This is a genomic window from Streptomyces coffeae (assembly GCF_016741875.1).
GTDB classification, from domain to species: Bacteria; Actinomycetota; Actinomycetes; order Streptomycetales; family Streptomycetaceae; genus Streptomyces; species Streptomyces coffeae.
The window spans coordinates 16,906-37,090 of sequence record NZ_JAERRF010000010.1 but is presented as its reverse complement, the minus strand read 5'-3'; the positions used below and the strand labels follow the sequence as shown (position 1 = coordinate 37,090).

Here is a 20,185-nt window from a genome sequence, read left to right as displayed (position 1 = left end):
TCAGCGCCGCAGCTTGTAGCCGAAGCCACGGACGGTTTCGATACGTTCGGCGCCGATCTTCGCCCGCAGCCGCTGCACATGGAGGTCCACCACCCGGGTGTCGCCCTGCCAGGCATGGTCCCAGACCCGGCTGAGCAGCGTCCGGCGCTCCAGGACAACCCCCGGTGAACCCGCGAACTCCAGCAGCATCCGCAGCTCGGTGGGGGTCAGCGCGAGCGGCTGTCCTCCGCGCCGCACCTCCATGCCCCGGGTGTCGATGGTCAGATCGCCGAAGACCAGGGTGTCCTGCTCGGCTCCGGGGTCCGCATCGTCCGCCCGGACCGGTGGGCCGGCGCGGGCGACCGGGTCGAACGAGGCGCGGCGCAGCAGTGAACGGATCCGGGCCACCAGGACGGCGCTCTCGCAGGGCTTGACCACATAGTCGTCGGCGCCCGCCTCCAGACCGGAGACGACGTCCAGGGAGTCGCCCCGGGCGGACATGATCAGGATCGGGGTGAGGCTGAACTCCCGGACCCTGCGGCACAGTCCGATGCCATCCAGCTCGGGCAGCATGATGTCGAGCAGCAGCAGATCGGGCTGCGCCTCGCGGAACACCTCAAGACCGGTGAGGCCGTCGCCCGCGGTGTGCACGGTGAAGCCGTACCGCTCCAGGGCCATCCGCACCGTGTTGCGGATGACCTCGTCGTCCTCGACGAGCAGGAGGTGTGCCTCCGTCGCCGACCCGGGTGCGGGGGCGGAGCCGGGCGGGGGGAAGGCGGGGGTCATGACGTCGTCCTCGTATCCGTGCTCGTGCCGGTGGGGGTGTCCGGGCCTGGTGCGGTGTCAGGAACCAGTCCGGCGTCCGGTCCCATGCCGTCAGGAGCCAGGCCCTCCGGCGGGCCGGTGGCGCCGTCGGGTGTGACGGCCGCCATCACCTCGCCGTTCCAGTGGAAGCGGGTGGTGTAGCGGCCCGCGTCGCCGGTCGCGGTGACGAGCAGATCGCGGCCGTAGGTGTCACCGTTCAGCCCCAGCGGGCCCCAGAAGATCAGGATCGGGCGGACCGTCCGCCCCGATGTCCAGTAGACCTGCAACAACGTCCGGTCGAACCTGGGCAGATCGACCGCCACCACCTTCTCGTCCCGCCCGTCCCCGGTCAGATCGCGGTGCACGGGCTTGCGCATCGGGCAGTCCGCCCCCGGACACGGCATGACCGAGTACTGGACGATCGCGGGCACGTTGGGATCGCGCTCCAGCAGCGTCTTCGCCGACAGCGCGGTCACCCCGGCCTTGGGTACCCGGATCTTGTCGACGGGCAGATAGCGGACATAAGTGGGGGTGGGTCTGCCGGACTTGGGCCCGGGCGACGGGGTGAAGTCGGGCCACAGCGGGGAGGCACTGGTGGGCGCGGACAGCGTGGGCGCAGCGCCGCCGTCACTCGGCCCGGCCTGGGGCGCGCAGCCGGCCACGCCCAGGGCCACGCCGACCGCCACCAAAGCGGAGAGGACACCACGCGCGCACCGGGCCCGGGGGTGTCGCCGGGCCGCGGGCCGCTCGGAGGGGGAGAAGCGCATAGCCGTTCAGCCTACTGAGCGCGCGCCCGCAGACGGGACGCCGGGGGGAAACGGCGGATGGCCGACGGGGGGAATGCCCGCCGGCCACCGGAACCCTGCCCGGAACGTGCCCGAATCACCCCTCGGACCGTGCCCGCATCGCGCCCGTAACGCCACGCGTCGAGGCCCTACTTGACGAAGTCCGGCAACACCTTGGCGGGCCAGGCGCCCACCGTCAGCATCCCCGCCGCATACGCGCGCGAGACCAGGGCGGCCCGGTTGGGCGCCTTCAGCTTCCGCAGCATCGACCCCACGTGGTACTCCACGCCCTGTCGGCTCAGAAAGAGCTTCCCGGCCATCTCCTGCGTCGACGCGCCGGTGGCCACGCCCTCGAGTATCCGCGCCTCCAGGGGCGACAGCAGTGTGCGCTTGACGGGCTGTCCGCCCTCGCTCCGGGCCTCATCGCTCCGTGCGTCATCCGGTTTGATCAGCACGACGATGGCCGACAGCCGGTGGGAGCGGCCCTGGATCGCGGTGCCCGTCAGCCGGCCCGAGAACACCCGGTCCCGTGCGCGGTATCCCATGACGCGCTCGGTGAAGCGGGTGCGCCGCCCGTCGTGCAGCCGCGAGAAGTGCTCCCGCAGCACGGCCGGTGCGCTGGGGTGCAGCAGTTCGAAGAGATGGCGGCCGCACAGCTCGGCCGAGGAGCCCCCGAAGTGGTGGAAGAAGTCATGGTCTCCGGCCAGCACTTGGAGGCCGGGAGCGAGGGTGGCCATTCCGGTGGCATGCCGTCGGGTGACGGAGCCTGCTGCTGATCCGGATGACCGGGAGACGACCCGGGGGCTGTGGGGGAGAGCCAACGGATTCACCACTTCCTGAGGAGTTGGCGTGACGGGTGTTAGTTGAGCTTCTCGGTGTATACCAGCGATCTGGGGTCTTTCCGTTGACCGCTTGCCCGGGAACGGTGACCGTTTCTGCCCGAACGTCTTGTGCCGGACAGTGCGTCAACGCACTGCCCGGCACGGGAGTTGGGGCAAACCGGCGTACGCCGGTGTACGGGAAGGTCTGTTGTCAGGCCGCGGCCTTGCGGGTCTCGGAGGGCGGGGCCATCACGCCACCGCGGCGCAGTACGGCGTAGCCGACGCCGATGCCGACGGCCACCGGCCACTCGAGCACCTCCACGGCGCCGAGTACTCCGAGCCCCGCGTACAAGGGCAGTCCGCCCTTGGCGGGCAGCACCCGGCGGGCGACCGTGAAGGGCATCATGGCCGCGTGCGCCGCGCCGCCGGCCGCGTGGGTGGTGGCGTGGCCCATGGTCTTGAGTGTCGGCACGGTGACGGTGACGCTGCGCTGGCCGTCGCTGCGCTCGGTCGTCATCCCCTTGGCCGCCTTCGCCGTCTGCGAGCGCTTCGCGGTCTTCTCGGCCTTGCCCTTGGCCGCCTTGCCCTTGGCTGCCTTGGCCGGCTGGGCGGTCTTCTTGCCTGCCGCGGCCGTTGTGGTCTTGGCCCGGCTGCCGCCGGTGGCGGACTTCGCCGTGGTGCCGGTCCTGGTGGCGGTACCGGCGGTCCTGGTCTGCGTCGACTGGGGTGCGGCTCGGGCCTTCGCCGGTGTGCCGCCGGTGCCCGCCGCCGCCTTCGCCGGGGAACCACCCCGGCGGGAACTGGTGGGAGTGGTCACTGATCTCACGTCCACACGTGATGAGTGTCGGAATCTTCTTCCCTTTTCAGGGTAATCGGGATGAACCGGGCATGCTGCCCGGAGAGCGGAGGTCTCGCCGATGTCACCGCTGTCTGGGCTGCATCTGCCCATGTCCTCGCTGATGGGACCCATCACGGAGAGCATGTCCGCCGGGGCGCGGGCCGCCGCGGCCGTCGGGCGTCTGGTCCGGTCCACGGAACGCGGCGTCTGGTCCTACCCGGGGCGCTACTACATCGAGGTGCGCGGAGTGCACGGCATCGGCGGCGAGCAGGTGGCACGCCGGGTGGAGCGGGCCCTGGAAGAGCATCCGCGGGTGCTGTGGGCCCGGGTGAACGCGCCCTCCGAGCGGGTCGTCGTGGCCGTGGCCTCTCCGCCCCCGTCCGACCTGGAGCTGATGGCCCTGGTCCAGCGGGCGGAATCGCAGGAGCCCGCCCCACCCAGCGAGGAATTCGACGAATGGGCGCCGGAGCCCCGCCACCCCTCGGGAGGGCCGCGGGAGGCCCAGTCCCTGCCCGTCCTGGCCGCCGATGTGGTGGGTCTGAGCGTGGCCACCGCGCTGCGTCTGATGCCGTGGCTGAAGCTGCCCACCGAAGTGGGCGCGACCATGTCCGCGATCCAGAACCATCCGCGGCTGCGGCGGCTGGCCCTCGCCCTCACCCGCGGGGAGCCCACCCAGGCCACTCTGCCCGTGCTCAGCGCGCTGACCCAGGGCGTGGCCACCCGGGGCGGAGGGCTCGCCCTCGACCTCATGGAGCGCATGGCGCTGTGGCGGGAGGCGAGCGCGGAGGGCGAGGCATGGGCGGCGATGGAGCCGCAACTGGTGCACGGGCCGCAGGACGTGGTGGCCGAACCGGTCGTGGTCGAACGGCCGGGGGACACTCCGCGGGACCGGATGGAGGTCTTCGCGGAGCGCTCCATGGCCGCCGGAGCGCTGGCCGGGGCCGCCAGTGTGCCCTTCGTCGGGCCCCGCCGCGGGCTGGCCGTCGGGTTCTCGTCCATCCCCAAGGCTCCCGGGGCCGGACGGGAAGGGTTCGCGACCAGCCTCGGCCGGTTCCTGGCACTGCGCGGTGTGCTGGCCATGGACCGCAGCTCCCTGCGGCGGCTGGGACAGGTCGACACCGTCGTCCTGGACGAGGCCGCGCTGCGCGGTGACCGCTACGAACCCATCGACCTGGAACTCCTCGGCGGCGCGGACCCGGAGCGCACCACCGAGCGGCTCTTCGACCTCTTCGACCCCGACGCGCCCCTGGAGGTCCGCCGGGACGACAGCTGGGTGCTCGGCCCGCTGGACCGGCTCGAGCTGACCGGACGCAGCGGCCAGAAGGCCGCGGGAAAGTTGCGCCGCAAGGGCAGCGAGCGCGTGCTCGGACTGGCCAGGGGGCGGAGCCTCCAGGCGGTCACGGGGCTGGCCGCCCAGGCGGTCCCGGGCGCCGAGGCGGTGGCCGCCGCCGCCCGCCGCGCGGGTGCCCGGATCGTGCTGGCCACCGACCGTCCGCGTCCGACGGCCTTCGCCTTCGCGGACGCGGTGACCCCGGCGGGCCGCCGCCTCGTGGCCTCCATACGCGCCCTCCAGGCCGACGGCGCCATCGTCCTGCTGCTCTCGGGCAACCGCCGGGCCCTGGGGGCCGCCGACTGCGGGGTCGGGGTGCACCGTGAGGGCGAGCCCCCGGCCTGGGGTGCCCATCTGCTGGTCGGCGCGGACCTGGAGTCGGCCGGGCTCATCGTGGACGCCGTGGGGGTGGCCGCGCGGGTCGACCGGGAGAGCGCCCTGCTCTCGGCGGGCGGTAGTGGCATCGGCGCCGTGGCCGCCCTCAAGGCCCCGCCGAGCCAGGCGGCGGCCCGCGGCGCGAGCGCGGGCACCGCCGCCGGAACCATGGCCTTCTGCCTCGGCACCTGGCGCGCCCGGCAGCTGCTCGCCCGCCCCATGGTGCCGCCGGTGACCACCACCCCCTGGCATCTGATGCCCGTGCCCCGGGTACTGGAGCGCCTGCGCACCGATACCGACGGGCTGACCGCGGAGCAGGCCGCCGTTCGCGCGGGGGTCAGCCCGCGCACCGGTGAGCCGACCGGCACCAGTCTGCCGTCCGCGTTCATCGAGGAGCTGTCCAACCCGCTGACCCCCGTCCTCGCCGCCGGGGCCGCGCTCGCGGCCGCCGTGGGGTCGCGCACCGACGCCGCGCTGGTGGCCGCCATCACCGGCACCTCCGCCCTCGTCGGCGGCTTCCAGCGGGTCAGGACGGAAAAGGCGCTGGCGGAGCTGTTCGCCCGCTCCGCGGTCGGCGCGCGGGTACGCCGCGGTGGTACCGAACGCCTGGTCACGGCCGGGGCCCTGGTCCCCGGGGACATCATCCTGCTGGGCCCGGAGGCCGTGGTGCCCGCCGACTGCCGGCTGCTGGAGAGCGACGGTCTGGAGGTCGACGAATCGTCGCTCACCGGGGAGTCCCTGCCGGTGGCCAAGGATCCGGCGCCGGTGGTCGCCGCGCATCTCACCGAGCGCGCCTCGATGGTCTTCGAGGGCACCACCATCTCGGCCGGGCGGGCCCAGGCGGTCGTGGTGGCCACCGGACCCTCCACCGAGGTCGGCCGGAGCCTCGCCACCGCCCGCCAGGCCGCCCCCGTGACCGGTGTCGAGGCCCGGCTGAGCTCGTTCACCCGGGCCAGCCTGCCCATCGCCCTCGGATCCGCCGCCGCCGTCTCCGGCGCCGGGCTGCTGCACGGGCACCCGCTCACCGAGAACCTCGCCTCGGCGGTCAACCTCGCCGTCGCCTCCGTCCCGGAAGGGCTTCCGTTCCTGGTCAACGCCGCCCAGCTGGCCGCCGCCCGTCGACTGGCCGACCTCGGCGCCCTGGTCCGCAACCCCCGCACCATCGAGGCGCTGGGCCGGGCCGAGGTCCTGTGCTTCGACAAGACCGGCACCCTCACCGAAGGCAACCTCCAGCTCGCCGCAGTCAGCGACGGCGACGGCCCGCTCCCCGCCGACCGGCTCGACTCACCCCGCAAGTCCGTACTCGCCGCCGCCCTGCGCGCCACCCCGCCCGCCCGGCAGGCGGAGCCGATGGCGCACCGGACCGACCGCGCGGTCATCACCGGGGCCCGCCGGAGCGGGGTCGCGGTGCGCCGGGGAGCGCCCCGCTGGCGGCGCACCGACTCCCTGCCCTTCGAACCCTCCCGCGCGTACCACGCCACCGCCGGAAACACCTCCCGCGGCGCTCTGCTCAGCGTGAAGGGGGCGCCGGAAGGGGTGCTCGAGCGCTGTGTCCGCAGGCAGACCCCGGGCGCGCCCACCACCACCGCACTGGACGCCGCCGCCGTGCATGAGCTGACCGCGGCCGCCGAGGAGCTGGCCGGTGCCGGCCGCCGGGTGCTGGCGGTGGCCGAACGCCCCATGCGCGCGGGCGAGGAGCTGACCGACGAATCCGTGGGCGACCTGGTCTTCCTCGGGTTCATCGCGCTCGCCGACCCCGTCCGCACCAGCGCCGCGCCCGCCACCGCGCGGCTGCGCGAGGCCGGGGTGCAGACCGTGATGCTCACCGGGGACCACCCGGCCACCGCGGACGCCATCGCCGCCACCGTCCTCGACACCCCCGAGCCGAAGGTGTGCACCGGGCCCGAGCTGGACGAGATGGGCGACACCGCACTCGACGCGCTGCTGCCCACGGTGGACGTCATCGCCCGGTGCAGCCCGCACCACAAGGTCCGGATCGTCCAGGCGTACCAGCGGCTGGGCCGGGTCGTGGCGATGACCGGCGACGGCGCCAACGACGCCCCCGCCATCCGGCTCGCGGACGTCGGCATCGCCCTGGGGCGGCGCGGCACCCCCGCCGCGACCGCCGCCGCGGACCTGGTCGTCACCGATGACCGGCTGGAGACCATCGTGTCCGCCCTGATGGAGGGGCGGGCCATGTGGGCGTCGGTGCGGGCCGCGCTCGCCATCCTCATCGGCGGCAACCTCGGCGAAGTCACCTTCAGCGTGCTCGCCTCCGCGCTCACCGGCACCACCCCCTTGAGCGCCCGGCAGATCATGCTGGTCAACCTGCTGACCGATCTCGCCCCGGCACTGGCCATCGCGGTCCGCGAACCCACCGGCCACACCGGCGAACGGCTGCTCAAGGAGGGGCCGAGCCGTTCCCTGGGCACCGCGCTGACCAAGGAGATGCTGCTGCGCGGCCTCATCACCGCCGCCGGTGCCGGGGTGGCGTGGACCGGTGCCCGGCTCACCGGACGCAGCCGCCGTGCCCGTACGGTGGCGCTGGCCGCGCTGGTCGGCACCCAGCTGGCGCAGACCCTGGCCACCGGCGGGCTGGACCGGCACGTCCTGATCGCGGGCCTGGGCTCCGCCGCGGTCCTCGCCGCCATCATCCAGACACCGGGCGTCAGCCACTTCTTCGGCTGTACCCCGCTCGGCCCGCTGGCCTGGGGCATCACCGTCGGTTCGATCGCGACCGCCACGCTCTTCGGGTCGGCGCTGACGCCGTTCGTCCATGAACTGGCCGTCCCGCAGCTCGGATCCGGGGGTGACGAATCCGGGGGTGACGAATCCGGGGGTGACGAGGAGCAACCCCTCGGCGACGAGCAACACGGCGACGGCGACGAGCAACACCCTCAACGGGGCAGATACGAGGGGAACACCCCGTCGGGGTCGTAGCGCGCCCGCAGCGCCGCCAGCCGCCGCCAGCCGTCCGGGGTGAACGACCGCTCCGCGCGTGAGAGCCCGGCCGGAAGATCGGCCTCGGCGATGTAGTGCCCGGTGCCCAGCGGTTCCAGCATGTCCATCGTCCGCCGCAGCCAGCGCAGTTGGGCACCGTCCTCGGCGGGGTCGTCCCAGACGGCGTACGGCACCAGGTAGTTGCTGCCCAGCACGGAGAACGCCATGTCGCGCAAGCGTTCCGGATTCCGGGAGGCGGGCGCGAGCGGCACCAGGAACAGGGACTTCTCGGACGGGCACATCGCCATCGCCTCGCCGCACAGCGCCATCAGCGTGCCCAGGTCCTCGTCCGACCACAGGGTGTCCACCGCATAGCGGTGCTCCCGGGGCCATACCGCGCCGCAGCCCTCGTACAGCGCCTCCAGGGACGTCGGTTCGTCCTCCCGCCGGACCAGGGCGCGTGCGGCGAACGGGCAGTCCCGGAGCGGGGCGAGCGACCGTACGGCCTCCTGCCGTGCGTCCGCGAACGCGGTGGCCGTCACCGACACCACCCTGGGCCGCGGTGAGGCGGTGGAGACCTCCGGTCCCAGGGTGCCCAGCGTCAGCCCCGTCTCCACGCTCGGGGCCAGCCCCTCGGCCACCCCGGCGATCCAGCGCGCCACGGGTTCGGCGTCCGTCAGCGGAAAGGAGTACGCGGTGGCCGTGATCGCCGACGGCAGCGGGTACAGCCGCAGCCGGAACCGGGTCACCACGGCGAAGAAACCGGGTCCGGCGCCACGTGCCGCCCAGAACAGTTCGGGATGCTCCGCGGCGTCACAGCGGACCACCTCACCGTCCGCCGTCACCGCCTCGATCCTCACCACGCCGGCGCACGCGGGGCCGAACACCCCCGGATTCCAGCCGAGTCCACCGCTGAGCAGATAGCCGCCGACGGCCACCGAGGGGCAGTGTCCGGAGGGGAAGACCAGCCCGTACCGGTCCAGCTCCGCGACGAGTTCACCTCCGGTGACTCCGGGCTGCACTTCCGCGGTGCGGCTGTCCGGATCGACGGCGAGACCGCGCAGCTGTGACAGATCGAGCAGCAGCGTGCCCTCGCGCAGGGGTGAGGCACACCAACTGTGGCCGCCCGACCGCACACTGACGCGCAGCGAACGGGAGCGGGCGAGCCGGATCGCCCGGGGGACGTCCCGTTCCGAGGCGGCCGAGACGATGACTTCGGGGAACCGCGCGGGTTTGAGCCCGTTCCACACCATGCGCGCCCACAGGCGCTCGTACTCCGGGTCGCCACGCTCGACGAGCGTGCCCTCCAGCCGCGCGGCATGCGCGTCCGCGCCCATGGCCACACCACCTCCCTGCCGGTGCCCGGGAGGGCGGGAGTTGTTTCTCCTCACCGTAAGGGGCGGGGCACACGCGGCGCGCGTCAGCGCTCGGAAGGGCGCCGGAGCGGATACGCGATGGCTCCGGCCGGGTGCGGGGAGTGGCGCCCGTACCGGGGCACACCGCGGGACCACTCCTGCCGTGGTATATCCAGGCAAAAGCCATGATCAGCACCTTGTGGTCTTGCGTGGCCGGAAGCGTTCGATAGGGTTGAATGTCCCGGTTTGTAAGCCAGGGGGCACCTTGGCGCGGGAGGAGGGCGTCATGGGGCGTCAGGAGAGATATGAACTGGTCTTCGTCGATCTCGGCGATCTGACCTCGAAGGACACCGCGGGCGAGGACGTGGTCGTGGTGCACCGCACGGACAGCAGCGGACCCGGTGGACACCCTGTGTACGCGGATGACACCGGGATCGTACGGGCGGAGATCAGCGACCATGCCGAGGTGCGGATGATCGCCAGCGGCGGGCACCAGGTGCACTCCTCCGCCGTGACCGCCCGCCCGGTGGCCTGAGGAGCCCGGCGGCGAGGAGCCCGGCGGCGGGGTGGGGGCAGCGTGCCGCCACCACGGCGTGACCCGCCCGCCATGTCCTGTGTTTCCGCACGTCGGGTGGGATTGTCAGACCCGCCCTATACGGTGCACTCACCGAAACCGGAGAACGATCGGCGGTGCGGCGGTGAGGTGGGTCGTCGTGCGGCAGGGAGCCTTCCATGAGTGATGTCGCCGCGGTGGACAGCACGGCCGGTGCCGAGCTCCAGCTGGAGCCGTTCCGGGTGCAGCTCACCGGATACTGCTATCGGATGCTGGGGTCGGCGTTCGAGGCCGAGGACGCCGTCCAGGAGACGATGGTGCGCGCCTGGCGGGGCCTGGACCGCTTCGAGGGCCGTTCGGCCCTGCGCTCCTGGCTGTACCGCATCGCCACCAACGTCTGTCTGGACATGCTGAACGGGAGCAAGCGCCGCGCCCGCCCCATGGATCTGACCTCCGCGGCCACCCCGTACCCGACCACCCTCACCGAGCAGCCGGAGGCCACCTGGATCGGCCCCGTCCCGGACGGCCAGGTGCTGGCCGACGGGGGAGACCCCGCCGAGGTGGCGGCCCAGCGGGATGCGGTGCGGCTGGCGTTCATCGCCGCCCTCCAGCACCTGGCGCCCCGGCAGCGCGCGGTGCTGATCCTGCGCGAGGTGCTGGCCTGGAAGGCCGCCGAGGTCGCCGAGCTGCTGGGCACCACCGTCGCCTCGGTCAACAGCGCGTTGCAGCGGGCCCGGGCCACCCTCGCCGCGAGCGAGATCAGCGCCGGCGACCCGGTCAAGCCGCTGGACGAGGAGCAGCGCGCGCTGCTCGCCCGCTATGTGGACGCGTTCGAGCGCTATGACCTGGACTCCCTCACCGCGCTGCTGCACGAGGACGCCACCCTGTCCATGCCGCCATACGAGCTGTGGCTGCGCGGCCATGAGCACATCCGCCAGTGGCTGGTGGGCCATGGCGCCGGATGCCGGGGCTCCCGGCTGGTCCCCACGGTGGCGAACGGCATGCCCGCGTTCGGCCAGTACCGTCCGGCTCCCGACGGCGGTCATGAGCCATGGGCGCTTCAGGTGCTGGAGATATCAGACGGGCGGATCACCGGGCTCAACTCCTTCCTGGACACCCAGAGCCTGTTCCCCCTCTTCGGACTCCCCGAGCGGCTCGACCCGTAGGTCTTCGCGGCCGGATCCGGGCCGGGTGGCACCGCCCGCTCCGGACCCGGTGTCGCGCCCACCCGTCAGGGTGTCCTCCAGACCGGCCCAGGCCAGCAGCTCCCGCAGCTCGCCACCGGCGTTCCGCAGCCGCATCCCGCGTCCCAGCCGCCGGGCGGTGAGCCGCAGCCGGGCCAGAGCCTCGACCACCGCCAGGTCCGGGCGGCCCACCGCGCCCACGTCCACGGTCACCGGTCCCGGCGCGCTGCCGTGCGTCAGCTCCCCGAGGCGCTCGCACAGCAGCGGCACCTCCGCGCGCCCGACCGGACCGTCCAGCACCAGGAGGGCCGGAGGCCGGGGCGGGACCGGCGGCCCGCCGGGCGGTTCACAGGCGCCCGCGCGGCGCGTCGGCGTGTTCTCGGGACCGGCCAACATCCACCTCCTGTTGTGGTGTTCATCAGCAAGGACCCGTGGCCGGGGAGAAATTCATCGGTCCACGGTCCCCGGCCCGATCGTCCCCGCGATCTCGCGGACACAGCCACGCAGCCAGATATGGGCGGGGTCCGCGTCGTACCGCGGATGCCACATCTGACCTATCGGCAGCCTCGGCAGCTCCAGCGGAATCTCGAACGTGGCCAGGCCCAGCCGCTCGATATGCGGCCGGGTCAGCAACCTCCCGGCCCGCGCGACCAGATCGCTGTCCGCCGTCACCAGCAGGGCAGAGGCGAAGGTCGGCACCGAGGCCACCACCCGCCGCCGCAGCCCCAGTTCGCTCAAGCCCTCGTCGATCGGGCCGTACAACAGCCCCCGGCGGGAGGCCGACAGATGGTCGGCCGCGGCATAACGCTCGGGGGTGACGGGCCCGGAGAGCAGCGGATGGCCGCTCCGCACCACCGCGATGTTGTCATCGGTGAACAGATGCTCCATGCGGGTCCCGGGTGACGGCTCGTGGACCACCCCCAGCTCCAGATCGGCGCGGCGCTCCCGCAGGACGGACGAATCGCCGGGCCCCTCCGGGATCAGCCGCAGACAGACACCCGGCGCTTCCCGCCGGACCCGCTCCAGCAGCCCCATCCCGATGAGGGTGAGCAGCCCGTCGTCGGCCAGCAGGGTGAAGGTGCGCTCCAGCGTGGCCAGTTGAAGTTCCCCGGCGGGCGTGAAAACGGCCTGCGCCCGCTCCACGATCTGCCGCACCTCCTCGCGGAGCGCGAGCGCCCGCGGCGTCGGCACCATCCGCCGTCCCGAGCGCACCAGCACCGGATCGCCGAGCGCCGTGCGGATCCGGGCGAGGGTGCGGCTCATGGCCGGGCTCGACAGATGGAGCCGCTGGGCCGCGCCGCTCACACTCTCCTCCTCCAGCAGGGCGTCGAGCGCGATCACCAGATTGAGATCCAGCTTTGATTGCGTCACGTGCACTTATTCCTTGCGTACGTTGCATTTGAAGTTATGTCTCAGGGGCGCCTACGTTACAAGCGACGGTCGGCCGCCGTATCCGCTCCACCGCTTCTCGACCACATTCATCCGTTCCTCCTGCGCTCCGCGAGGTTCTCCATGACCGTCACCACCACCGCACGCCCCGCGCCGCCGAGTCGGCCCGCGCCACGCTCCGGCGGGGTCCTCGCCCTGATGTCGGCCTGCGTGGTCCTGACCATCGCGCTCGTCGCCGCCATCAACCTGGCCATCCCCAAACTGAACAACGGCTCCCTGCACCCCAGTTCCACCCAACTGCTGTGGATCGTCGACGCCTACGTCATCGTCTTCGCCTGTCTGCTGATACCGGCCGGGGCGCTCGGCGACCGCTACGGGCGCAAGGGCGCCCTGCTCACCGGACTCGCCCTGTTCACCGTGGGATGTCTGGGCTCCGCGCTCGCTGCCGATGCCACGGTCCTCATTGCCGCCCGCGCGGTCACCGGTGCCGGAGCCGCGCTGATCATGCCCGCCACCCTCTCCCTGGCCCTCCAGTCCGCCCCGCCCGAGCGGCGGCCGCACACCATCGCCGTCTGGACCGCGGCCACCGGCGCCGCTGGAATGGCCGGCAACCTGGGTGGCGGTCTCGTCCTCCAATACCTGCCCTGGCAGGGCCTGTTCTGGTGCGTGGCCCCGGTCGCCCTGGTGCTGTTCGCTCTCACCGCCCGCTACGCACCGCGCGGTGAACACCACCATGCCGACCCGGACGTCGTGGGCACCGTCCTGCTCGTCCTGGGCTTCGTGGCCCTGCTCTTCGGCGTCATCGAAGGCCCCGAAAACGGTTGGACCTCGGCCACCGTCCTCGGCGCCTTCGCCGCCGCCGCGGTCGTCCTCACCGGCTTCGTGGTGTACGCGCTGCGCGCCGCGCATCCGCTGATCGATCCGCGGGTGTTCACCGTGCCCCGGCTGCGGGCGGGGGTCCTCGGGGTGGCCCTCACCTTCTTCGGCCTCTTCGCGGTGTTCTTCGTCAACGCCCAGTACCTCCAGTACGCCAAGGGCTACTCACCCGCCCTCACCGGCCTGGCGATCGGCCCCCTGGCGAACGGCATGCTGGTGGTCTCGCGGCACAGCATTCCGCTGGGGGAGCGGATCGGCGTACGCCGGGTCATCACCGCGGGGCTCCTCGTGCTCGCGGCCGGACTCGCCCTGCTCTCCTTCGCCGACGCCGACACCTCGTATCCGCTGTACGCCGCGGTGTTCCTGGTGACGGCGACCGGGATGGGGCTGTCCATGCCGATGCTGTCCGTCTCGATCCTCGGCGCCCTGCCGCACAGCCGGGCCGGACTCGGCTCCGGCCTCGGCAGCGCCGCCCGGGAGATCGGCAGCGCGCTCGGCGTGGCCGTCATGGGCACCGTGCTGACCGGCCGGTTCACCGACCGGTTGCCGGACTCCCTGGGCGGGCACGCGGATTCGGCGGGTGAGGCGATGGCGGCCGCGCGGGCCCTGGGCCCGGAGGAGCACGCCCGCGTCGTCACCGCCTTCACCGACGCCATGGCGGTCGGCTTCCGGGTGACCGCCGCGGTCGTGGCCGTCCTGGCCGTCGTGGTCGTCCTCTGGTTCCGCGAGGAGAAGCGATGAACCTGCTCGAACGCTTTCTGGTCCGCGGCACGGTCGAGTACGCGGGTGTGGCCGCCGGGCGGATACGACGGGTCAGGATCGCCTGCCGCCCACTGTCATGGACCCCCGGCCAGCACGTACGTCTCCATCTGGGCGGACTGCGCGGCCCGCGCCGCACCTACTCGGTGTGGGATCTCGACGGCCGGGCCATGGAGCTGCGGATGCTCGACCACGGCGGCGACGGTCCCGGCGCCCGGTGGGCGCGCACCGTACGCCCCGGCGAGCAGGTGCTGTTCGGCCGCCCGGAGGGCGGATTCATCACCCGGCCCGCGCCGTACCACCTGTTCGTGGGGGAGGAGACCGCGACGGCCGCCTTCGGGCCCATGATGGCCGCGCTGGCCCCGTCCGCGACGGTGCACGGCCTGGTCGAGGTGGACACCGAGAACGACCGGCTCCCGCTGCCCAGGGAGGTGTGCTGGCGGTTCAGACACGGCGCGCCGGCCGCGTCCTCACACACTCTGCCGGCCGCCCTGCGGGAGCTCGACCTCCCCGGGCGGCCGGGCGTCGCCTATGTCGCGGGCGAGGCGCGCACCGTCCAGGCGGTCCGCGAGCATCTGGTGAACGACCGTGGCTGGCCCCGGCGTTCGGTGGTCACCAAGCCGTTCTGGACCCCGGGGAGGACGGGCATGGAGTAACGGCGGATCCGCGGCCGGGGCCCGGATCCCGGCCACGCATCCGCCGTCAGGCAGCGGCGCGCACCAACTTCAGCAGCCGCGCCACCTCGCGGGCCACCGCGTCGCGCGCCGTGGCGACATAGCGGCGCGGATCCACCACCTCGGGGTGCTCATCGAGATGGTCACGGATCGCCCGGGTGTAGGCCACATTGAGATGGGTGGCGATGTTGACCTTTGTCAGCCCCGCCTCCACCACCCGGGTCAGATCCGCCTCGGGCACCCCGGAGGAGCCGTGCAGCACCAGCGGAACGGGTACGGCCGCGCGCAACGCCGCGACCAGGTCCAGATCGACCACCGCCTCCTTGACCACCATGGCGTGCGAGGTGCCGACCGCGACGGCGAGCGCGTCCACAGCCGTGGCCGCCACATAGGCGGCGGCCTCGGCCGGATCGGTTCTGGCGCCGGGTGCGTGCACCCCGTCCTTGCCGCCCACCTCGCCCAACTCCGCCTCGACCCACACCCCATGGGCGTGGCAGTCGGCCACCACCGCGGCGGTGGCCGCCACATTGGCGCCGTAATCCAGGCTCGACGCGTCGAACATGACCGAGCCGAAGCCGAGACCGATCGCCTCCTGTACCAACGCGGGCCCGGTGGCATGGTCCAGATGGACCGCGACCGGCACCCGCGCCGCACGGGCGACCTCCACCGTCGCCCGGCCGATGGCGGCCAGGGCGCCGTGGTAGCGCACCGCGTTCTCGCTGATCTGAAGGATCACCGGGGTGCCCGCCGCCTCCGCCCCGGCCACGATCGCCTGGGCGTGCTCGATCTGGATCACATTGAACGCGCCCGCGCCGAGCCCGGCCCGGACGGCCGGCCCGACGATCTCACCCGTGGCCACCAGCGGCATGGCCTCGCTCCCTTCGCCCGCTCCTCCGGGGATCCCCGCCCGTCCGTACGCCGTCCGGTCGCTCGCTCACGGGAGGATCACCGACCGGGTGAGATTGCGGGGGCGGTCCGGGTCGAGCCCGCGCGCCGTCGCGATCGCCACCGCGAGCCGCTGCACCACGACCAGTTCGGCCAGCGGATCACGGCCGTAACCGACGAGACGGCCACCGGGCCCGGTGACCTCCGCGTCCGCAAGACAGGAAGGCCCCTCGCCGAGCCACCACACCACGCTCCCCGGCCCGGTGACACTGATCGGCCCATGGCGGTACTCCATCACCGGGTATGCCTCGGTCCACGCTCCCGCGGCCTCCCGCATCTTCAGCGCGGCCTCCAGCGCGACCCCGTACGACCAGCCCCGCCCCAGGAAGGTGAACTGTCCGCCCGCCACCAGGTCATCGGGCAGCGGTTCGGCCAGCGCCGCCTTGCCCTCCGCCTCCAGCCCCTCCAGCGGCTCTCCCAGATGGGCACGGAGCAGGGCCAGTTCGCTGGTGGCCCAGCGCGTCTGGACCACCGATTCCTCGTCCGCGAAGTCCAGGACGACCGCGGCGTCGGCCGCGGCGACCGCGGGGGAGCCGGGTACCGCGGTGATCACAGTGGTGGGCACCGTGCCGCGCAGATCGCCCAGCAGCTCCAGCACCTCGGTCGTGGTGCCGGACCGGGACAGGGCGACCACCCGGTCGTAGGAGCGCCCCACCGGCATCTCCGACGCCGCGAAGGCGTCCGTCTCACCCTGACCGGCACTCTCGCGCAGCGCCGCGTACGACTGGGCGATGAACCACGAGGTGCCGCATCCGACGACGGCGACCCGCTCACCCGCCCGGGGCAGCGCCTCCCGTACCGGACCCTCCGGATCCCGGGCCAGGGCGATCGCGCGCCGCCAGCAGTCGGGCTGGCTGGCTATCTCGGCCTCGGTGTAGCTCATGGGGCTCCTCTGCGTGCTCAGAGATGCAACTTCTGAGCCGATAATGCGCAGGATCTTGCAGAGAAGTCCAGTGTGGAGGGTGGAGGGGTAGGGTGAGCTGGGATGATCGCGGGACGTCCGCGCAGACGGCATGAACACACCGCAGGAAACACACCGCAGGAATCACCGCATGGACTCTCCGCGTGGGATGTCCGTGCGGAGGGACACGAGACAGGGCTGAGGAGACGGCGTGAAGCGGCCCGAGCGCTGGAACGCCCTGCTGGAGCTGCTGGCCAGGGACGGCAGGATCGAGGTCGAGGAGGCGGCCGCCGAGCTGACGGTCTCCGCCGCCACGATCCGGCGGGACCTGGACGAGCTGGCCCAGCAGCAGATGCTCACCCGCACCCGTGGCGGCGCCGTCGCGCACAACCTCTCGTACGACCTTCCGCTGCGCTACAAGACCGCCCGGCGCGCCTCGGAGAAGCTGCGGATCGGCGCGGCCGTCGCCCGTCTGGTCGAACCCGGCTCGATCGTCGGCCTCAACGGGGGGACCACCACCACCGAGGCCGCCCGCGCCATCGCCACCCGCGGTGAGCTGACCGCCTCCGGCGGCGGTCCGGGCGTCACGATCGTGACAAACGCCCTGAACATCGCCGGTGAGCTGGCGGTCCGCCCCCAGGTCAAGATCGTGCTCACCGGCGGGGTCGCCCGTCCCCAGTCGTTCGAGCTCATGGGGCCGCTGGCCACCGGGGTGCTCGCCGAGGTCTCGCTCGATCTGGCCATCCTCGGCGTGGACGCCCTGGACGCCGCCCAGGGGGCCACCGCCCACCACGAGGGGGAGGCCAGCATCAACCATCTGATGGCCGCCCGCGCCGCGCGGGTGGCGGTCGTGGCGGACAGCTCCAAATTGGGCCGACGGGCGTTCGCCCGGATCTGTGCACTCGACGCGATCGATGTGCTGGTCACGGACACCGGCGCCGACGACGAACGGATCGCACCCTACGCCGAGGCCGGAGTCCGCGTCATCAGAGCCTGATGGGTCATCAGGGCCTGACTCATCGTCAGGACACTACGACGACGCCCTGGCGGCGGCGAGCAGCGCGGCAGCCCGCTCCACCGCGAAGGCATACCCCTGGATGCCGCAACCGGCGATCACACCGTCGGCGAGCTCGGAGACATAGGAGTGGTGCCGGAACGCCTCACGCCGGTGGATATTGGAGATATGCACCTCGAGGATCGGCATCCCGTCGCAGGTCGCCAGGGCGTCCCGCAGGGCGACGGAGGTGTGGGAGTAACCGGCGGGGTTGATGATGATGGCCGCGTGCCGCTCCCGTGCCTCATGCACCCAGTCGATCAGCTGCCCCTCGTGGTTGCTCTGGCGGCAGTCGGTGGTCAGACCGTGCGGCGCGGCGGTCTCCGCGACCAGCTTCTCGACATCGGCCAGGCTGTCCGTGCCGTAGATCTCGGGCTGACGGCGCCCGAGGAGATTCAGGTTCGGCCCGTTGAGGACCATGATCGTGGAGCGTTCGCGCACGGGGGTGATGGCCATGGCGGAGGTCCTTCCTGGGGCGTTCCGGTCTTGCATCGTAGAGCGCCGCACGGGAGTTCCGGCCATGGGACCCGTCCCGGCGGTGCGCCCGGCGTGACCGGCCGGGACGCCACCGCCGTCGGGTTCCTCCGAAGGGCCGGGTGGCGCGTCAGCCGACCGGTGGCATCTCCGTGGCGCGCGAGTCAAGACCCGCCCGGTGATTGACCCACAGACCACGGGTGAAGTCCGGCATCGCCACCGGGCGCCCGCCCGCCGCCAGGGAGGTGACGCTCAGCGGCACGGGTGAGCACCAGGCCGCCGAGTCGTACACATCGATGTCCGGCACCAGACCCGCGCGCATCTGCTGGACCGTGCGCCACTGAAGGATGTAGTCCATGCCGTCGTGGCCGCCGTTGGCGGCGTCGTCGGCGAGCTTCTTCCACAGCCAGTGGTCGAATTCCTTGCGGTAGGACTCGAAGTCGTGCCAGGTGTGACCGCTGTGGTCCGGCTCCAGGTAGACGCGCCCACCGGTCTTCGAGGTGCCCGTGTAGTCCTCGAAGATGCCCCGGCTGCCCGCGAGGCTGTTGATCCGGCTGTACGGGCGCGGCGAGCTGACATCGTGCTCGGCCCGTATGACACGGCCGTGTGCCGTGTCGATCAGGCAGGTGACCAGGTCACCGTTGATGTAGGTCTCCTTCCACGACGGATGTGACCGTGGCACGAACCGCTTGCGGTAGTCCGCAAGACCCCTGGGCTCGGTGGAGGTGGCCCGCAGTACGGTCATCCGGTCACCGCGGTTGATGTCCATGGCCGCGGCGATGGGGGCCAGACCGTGCATCGCGTAGAAGGACGCGGTGCTGCGCGTATGCCACAGCCGCCGCCAGGCGTCGGTGTAGTACGTGTCCGAGAACAGCAGCTCGCGCAGATCGTGCAGATAGCCGCCGTGGCCGTTGGTGACCTCGCCGAACACACCCTCGTGCGCCATTCTGAGCATGGCGAGCTCGTTCCGTCCGTAGCAGCAGTTCTCGGACAGCATCAGATGCCGGCGGGTGCGCTCGGAGGTGTCGACGAGGTCCCACAGCTCGTCCAGCCCGGTGGCGATGGGCAGTTCGACGATGACGTGCTTGCCGGCCAGCAGGGCGGCTCTGCCGTGCTCGTAGTGGAACTCCCACGGAGTGGCGATGAAGACGAGGTCGATGGTGTCGCGCTTCAGCATCTCGGCGTACGACCTGTCGGAGCCGCCGAACTCGGCGGGGCGCGGTTTGCCGAGTTCGACCAGCCGGTCGGCGGTGCGCTTCGCGCGGTCGGCGCGGATGTCGCAGACGGCGGTGACCGTACAGCCGGGGATGGCGGACCAGCCCGCGGACATCTCGTAGCCGCGGTTGCCGAGCCCGATCACCGCGGTGCGGACCGTCCGGTGCGGGTCATAGGGCACGCCGATCATGGACTTCTGACCGGGCTTCCGCTTCGGAACGGCGGACGCCATCGCCGGGGAGGCGGATGGGGCGGACGCGGCCGTCGCCTGCGCGGTGCCCGCCGCCAGCGCACCCCCCGTGGCGAGTGCGCCACCCAAGACCAATCGACGTGAGACTGCGGGGATGTCGGGCATCAGGCATCACTCCTGGCTCTCCGTATCCGGTTGGCAGCGGGGATGACTCTGATGGCGGCGACACGGTCTGTCAAGAGTTGCTAATTACGCGCCTCTTCCAAACAGAAACAATCATCAGGATGATCGGAACCACCATGGACCGATCGCCGAGAGGGAGGAAGCTCGATGCGTGTGGCGTTGCACTCGGTGCTCAAAGAAGGCCAGGAGGCGGGCTACGAGGAGGTGCACGCCACGGTTCCGGCGGATCTGCTGGAGGCGCTGCGCCGGGCCGGGATCGACAACTGGCGGATCTGGCGCAGCGGACGCCATCTGTTCCACCTCGTGGACTGCGAGGACTTCGCCGCCGCGATGACGGCCCTGGACAGCGACCCGGTCAATCACCGCTGGCAGGAGTTCATCGGCCGGTATGTCGACCACTTCGAGACCACCGACGGCTCCCCGGCCGCGGCGTCGGAGCGGATGGCGCTCGGCGAGGTATGGGAGCTGCGGGCTCAGGCGGCGGCCGACGAAGCGGCCGGGGACGAGCGCGCCGGGGGAGCGGAGTAGACCGACCGGCGCGTGGAAGCGGCGGAGCTTACT

General features: G+C 72.3%; 18 protein-coding genes. 7 read left to right on the top strand and 11 right to left on the bottom strand.

Translation table 11 applies throughout. The annotated features are described in order from the left end of the window. The 4 genes from cseB to JK363_RS18755 all read right to left on the bottom strand — a co-directional run bounded on the left by cseB (position 1) and on the right by JK363_RS18755 (position 3,221). Positions 1-765, bottom strand: a complete 765-nt coding sequence (gene cseB / locus JK363_RS18770) for a two-component system response regulator CseB (protein ID WP_201876089.1) — start codon at positions 763-765, stop codon at positions 1-3. After that, positions 762-1,550 carry a hypothetical protein gene (locus JK363_RS18765; protein ID WP_201876088.1) on the bottom strand — a complete coding sequence of 263 codons (789 nt, stop codon included), beginning with the start codon at positions 1,548-1,550 and terminating at the stop codon, positions 762-764. Before JK363_RS18765 ends, cseB begins: the two co-directional genes overlap by 4 nt. A 167-nt stretch (positions 1,551-1,717) precedes the next feature. Then, on the bottom strand, positions 1,718-2,305 hold the full coding sequence (locus JK363_RS18760; protein WP_201876087.1) for a helix-turn-helix transcriptional regulator: 588 nt from the start codon (positions 2,303-2,305) through the stop codon (positions 1,718-1,720). Between the two features lie 295 nt (positions 2,306-2,600). Next, complete coding sequence (locus JK363_RS18755) at positions 2,601-3,221, bottom strand: hypothetical protein (RefSeq protein WP_201876348.1); 621 nt, start codon at positions 3,219-3,221, stop codon at positions 2,601-2,603. Between the two features lie 85 nt (positions 3,222-3,306). On the opposite strand from JK363_RS18755, the gene JK363_RS18750 reads away from it, so the two are divergent. Next, entirely contained in the window at positions 3,307-7,872 is a 4,566-nt protein-coding gene (locus JK363_RS18750; RefSeq protein WP_201876086.1) for a cation-translocating P-type ATPase, read from the top strand. Here JK363_RS18750 and JK363_RS43850 read toward each other — a convergent pair. Further along, positions 7,830-9,209, bottom strand: coding sequence for an FAD-binding oxidoreductase (locus tag JK363_RS43850; protein ID WP_201876085.1), 1,380 nt, complete (start codon positions 9,207-9,209; stop codon positions 7,830-7,832). The two genes, JK363_RS18750 and JK363_RS43850, sit on opposite strands and share 43 nt — an antisense overlap. A 304-nt stretch (positions 9,210-9,513) precedes the next feature. Between JK363_RS43850 and JK363_RS18740 the strand changes: the two genes are divergently transcribed. Both JK363_RS18740 and JK363_RS18735 read left to right on the top strand, forming a co-directional pair. After that, positions 9,514-9,762 carry a DUF6296 family protein gene (locus tag JK363_RS18740; protein ID WP_201876084.1) on the top strand — a complete coding sequence of 83 codons (249 nt, stop codon included), beginning with the start codon at positions 9,514-9,516 and terminating at the stop codon, positions 9,760-9,762. 197 nt (positions 9,763-9,959) lie between these two features. Next, positions 9,960-10,946: a sigma-70 family RNA polymerase sigma factor gene (locus JK363_RS18735; RefSeq protein WP_201876083.1), complete on the top strand. Its 987-nt coding sequence runs from the start codon at positions 9,960-9,962 to the stop codon at positions 10,944-10,946. Here the strand turns inward: JK363_RS18735 and JK363_RS18730 are convergent. After that, on the bottom strand, positions 10,857-11,360 hold the full coding sequence (locus JK363_RS18730; RefSeq protein ID WP_201876082.1) for an STAS domain-containing protein: 504 nt from the start codon (positions 11,358-11,360) through the stop codon (positions 10,857-10,859). The two genes, JK363_RS18735 and JK363_RS18730, sit on opposite strands and share 90 nt — an antisense overlap. A gap of 51 nt (positions 11,361-11,411) precedes the next feature. Beyond that, positions 11,412-12,341, bottom strand: a complete 930-nt coding sequence (locus JK363_RS18725; protein WP_201876081.1) for a LysR family transcriptional regulator — start codon at positions 12,339-12,341, stop codon at positions 11,412-11,414. Positions 12,342-12,476: 135 nt separating this feature from the next. Between JK363_RS18725 and JK363_RS18720 the strand changes: the two genes are divergently transcribed. Together JK363_RS18720 and JK363_RS18715 are read left to right on the top strand one after the other, a co-directional pair. Further along, positions 12,477-13,970 carry an MFS transporter gene (locus JK363_RS18720; protein ID WP_236075931.1) on the top strand — a complete coding sequence of 498 codons (1,494 nt, stop codon included), beginning with the start codon at positions 12,477-12,479 and terminating at the stop codon, positions 13,968-13,970. After that, positions 13,967-14,644: a siderophore-interacting protein gene (locus tag JK363_RS18715; RefSeq protein WP_201876080.1), complete on the top strand. Its 678-nt coding sequence runs from the start codon at positions 13,967-13,969 to the stop codon at positions 14,642-14,644. Before JK363_RS18720 ends, JK363_RS18715 begins: the two co-directional genes overlap by 4 nt. 46 nt (positions 14,645-14,690) lie before the next feature. Here JK363_RS18715 and JK363_RS18710 read toward each other — a convergent pair whose 3' ends face one another. Together JK363_RS18710 and JK363_RS18705 are read right to left on the bottom strand one after the other, a co-directional pair. Then, positions 14,691-15,530, bottom strand: coding sequence for a class II fructose-bisphosphate aldolase (locus JK363_RS18710; protein ID WP_201876079.1), 840 nt, complete (start codon positions 15,528-15,530; stop codon positions 14,691-14,693). 66 nt (positions 15,531-15,596) lie between these two features. Beyond that, complete coding sequence (locus JK363_RS18705) at positions 15,597-16,490, bottom strand: SIS domain-containing protein (protein ID WP_201876078.1); 894 nt, start codon at positions 16,488-16,490, stop codon at positions 15,597-15,599. A 229-nt stretch (positions 16,491-16,719) separates the two neighbouring features. Here JK363_RS18705 and JK363_RS18700 point away from each other — a divergent pair, with 229 nt between their 5' ends. After that, positions 16,720-17,505, top strand: a complete 786-nt coding sequence (locus tag JK363_RS18700) for a DeoR/GlpR family DNA-binding transcription regulator (RefSeq protein WP_201876077.1) — start codon at positions 16,720-16,722, stop codon at positions 17,503-17,505. Positions 17,506-17,538: 33 nt separating this feature from the next. On the opposite strand, the gene aroQ is transcribed toward JK363_RS18700, so the two are convergent. Together aroQ and JK363_RS18690 are read right to left on the bottom strand one after the other, a co-directional pair. Further along, entirely contained in the window at positions 17,539-18,018 is a 480-nt protein-coding gene (aroQ, locus tag JK363_RS18695) for a type II 3-dehydroquinate dehydratase (RefSeq protein ID WP_201876076.1), read from the bottom strand. A gap of 148 nt (positions 18,019-18,166) precedes the next feature. Next, on the bottom strand, positions 18,167-19,606 hold the full coding sequence (locus JK363_RS18690) for a Gfo/Idh/MocA family protein (RefSeq protein ID WP_201876075.1): 1,440 nt from the start codon (positions 19,604-19,606) through the stop codon (positions 18,167-18,169). A 165-nt stretch (positions 19,607-19,771) separates the two neighbouring features. On the opposite strand from JK363_RS18690, the gene JK363_RS18685 reads away from it, so the two are divergent. Next, complete coding sequence (locus tag JK363_RS18685; RefSeq protein ID WP_201876074.1) at positions 19,772-20,152, top strand: L-rhamnose mutarotase; 381 nt, start codon at positions 19,772-19,774, stop codon at positions 20,150-20,152. The last annotated feature ends 33 nt before the right edge of the window (positions 20,153-20,185 follow it).

Bases quoted from the DNA above. Each gene is read 5' to 3' on its own strand.
- cseB (WP_201876089.1), bottom strand. From the start codon at position 765: ATGACCCCCGCCTTCCCCCCGCCCGGCTCCGCCCCCGCACCCGGGTCG.
- JK363_RS18765 (WP_201876088.1), bottom strand. From the start codon at position 1,550: ATGCGCTTCTCCCCCTCCGAGCGGCCCGCGGCCCGGCGACACCCCCGG.
- JK363_RS18760 (WP_201876087.1), bottom strand. From the start codon at position 2,305: ATGGCCACCCTCGCTCCCGGCCTCCAAGTGCTGGCCGGAGACCATGAC.
- JK363_RS18750 (WP_201876086.1), top strand. From the start codon at position 3,307: ATGTCACCGCTGTCTGGGCTGCATCTGCCCATGTCCTCGCTGATGGGA.
- JK363_RS43850 (WP_201876085.1), bottom strand. From the start codon at position 9,209: ATGGGCGCGGACGCGCATGCCGCGCGGCTGGAGGGCACGCTCGTCGAG.
- JK363_RS18740 (WP_201876084.1), top strand. From the start codon at position 9,514: ATGGGGCGTCAGGAGAGATATGAACTGGTCTTCGTCGATCTCGGCGAT.
- JK363_RS18735 (WP_201876083.1), top strand. From the start codon at position 9,960: ATGAGTGATGTCGCCGCGGTGGACAGCACGGCCGGTGCCGAGCTCCAG.
- JK363_RS18730 (WP_201876082.1), bottom strand. From the start codon at position 11,360: ATGTTGGCCGGTCCCGAGAACACGCCGACGCGCCGCGCGGGCGCCTGT.
- JK363_RS18720 (WP_236075931.1), top strand. From the start codon at position 12,477: ATGACCGTCACCACCACCGCACGCCCCGCGCCGCCGAGTCGGCCCGCG.
- JK363_RS18715 (WP_201876080.1), top strand. From the start codon at position 13,967: ATGAACCTGCTCGAACGCTTTCTGGTCCGCGGCACGGTCGAGTACGCG.
- JK363_RS18710 (WP_201876079.1), bottom strand. From the start codon at position 15,530: ATGCCGCTGGTGGCCACGGGTGAGATCGTCGGGCCGGCCGTCCGGGCC.
- JK363_RS18705 (WP_201876078.1), bottom strand. From the start codon at position 16,490: ATGAGCTACACCGAGGCCGAGATAGCCAGCCAGCCCGACTGCTGGCGG.
- aroQ (WP_201876076.1), bottom strand. From the start codon at position 18,018: ATGGCCATCACCCCCGTGCGCGAACGCTCCACGATCATGGTCCTCAAC.
- JK363_RS18690 (WP_201876075.1), bottom strand. From the start codon at position 19,606: ATGCCCGACATCCCCGCAGTCTCACGTCGATTGGTCTTGGGTGGCGCA.
- JK363_RS18685 (WP_201876074.1), top strand. From the start codon at position 19,772: ATGCGTGTGGCGTTGCACTCGGTGCTCAAAGAAGGCCAGGAGGCGGGC.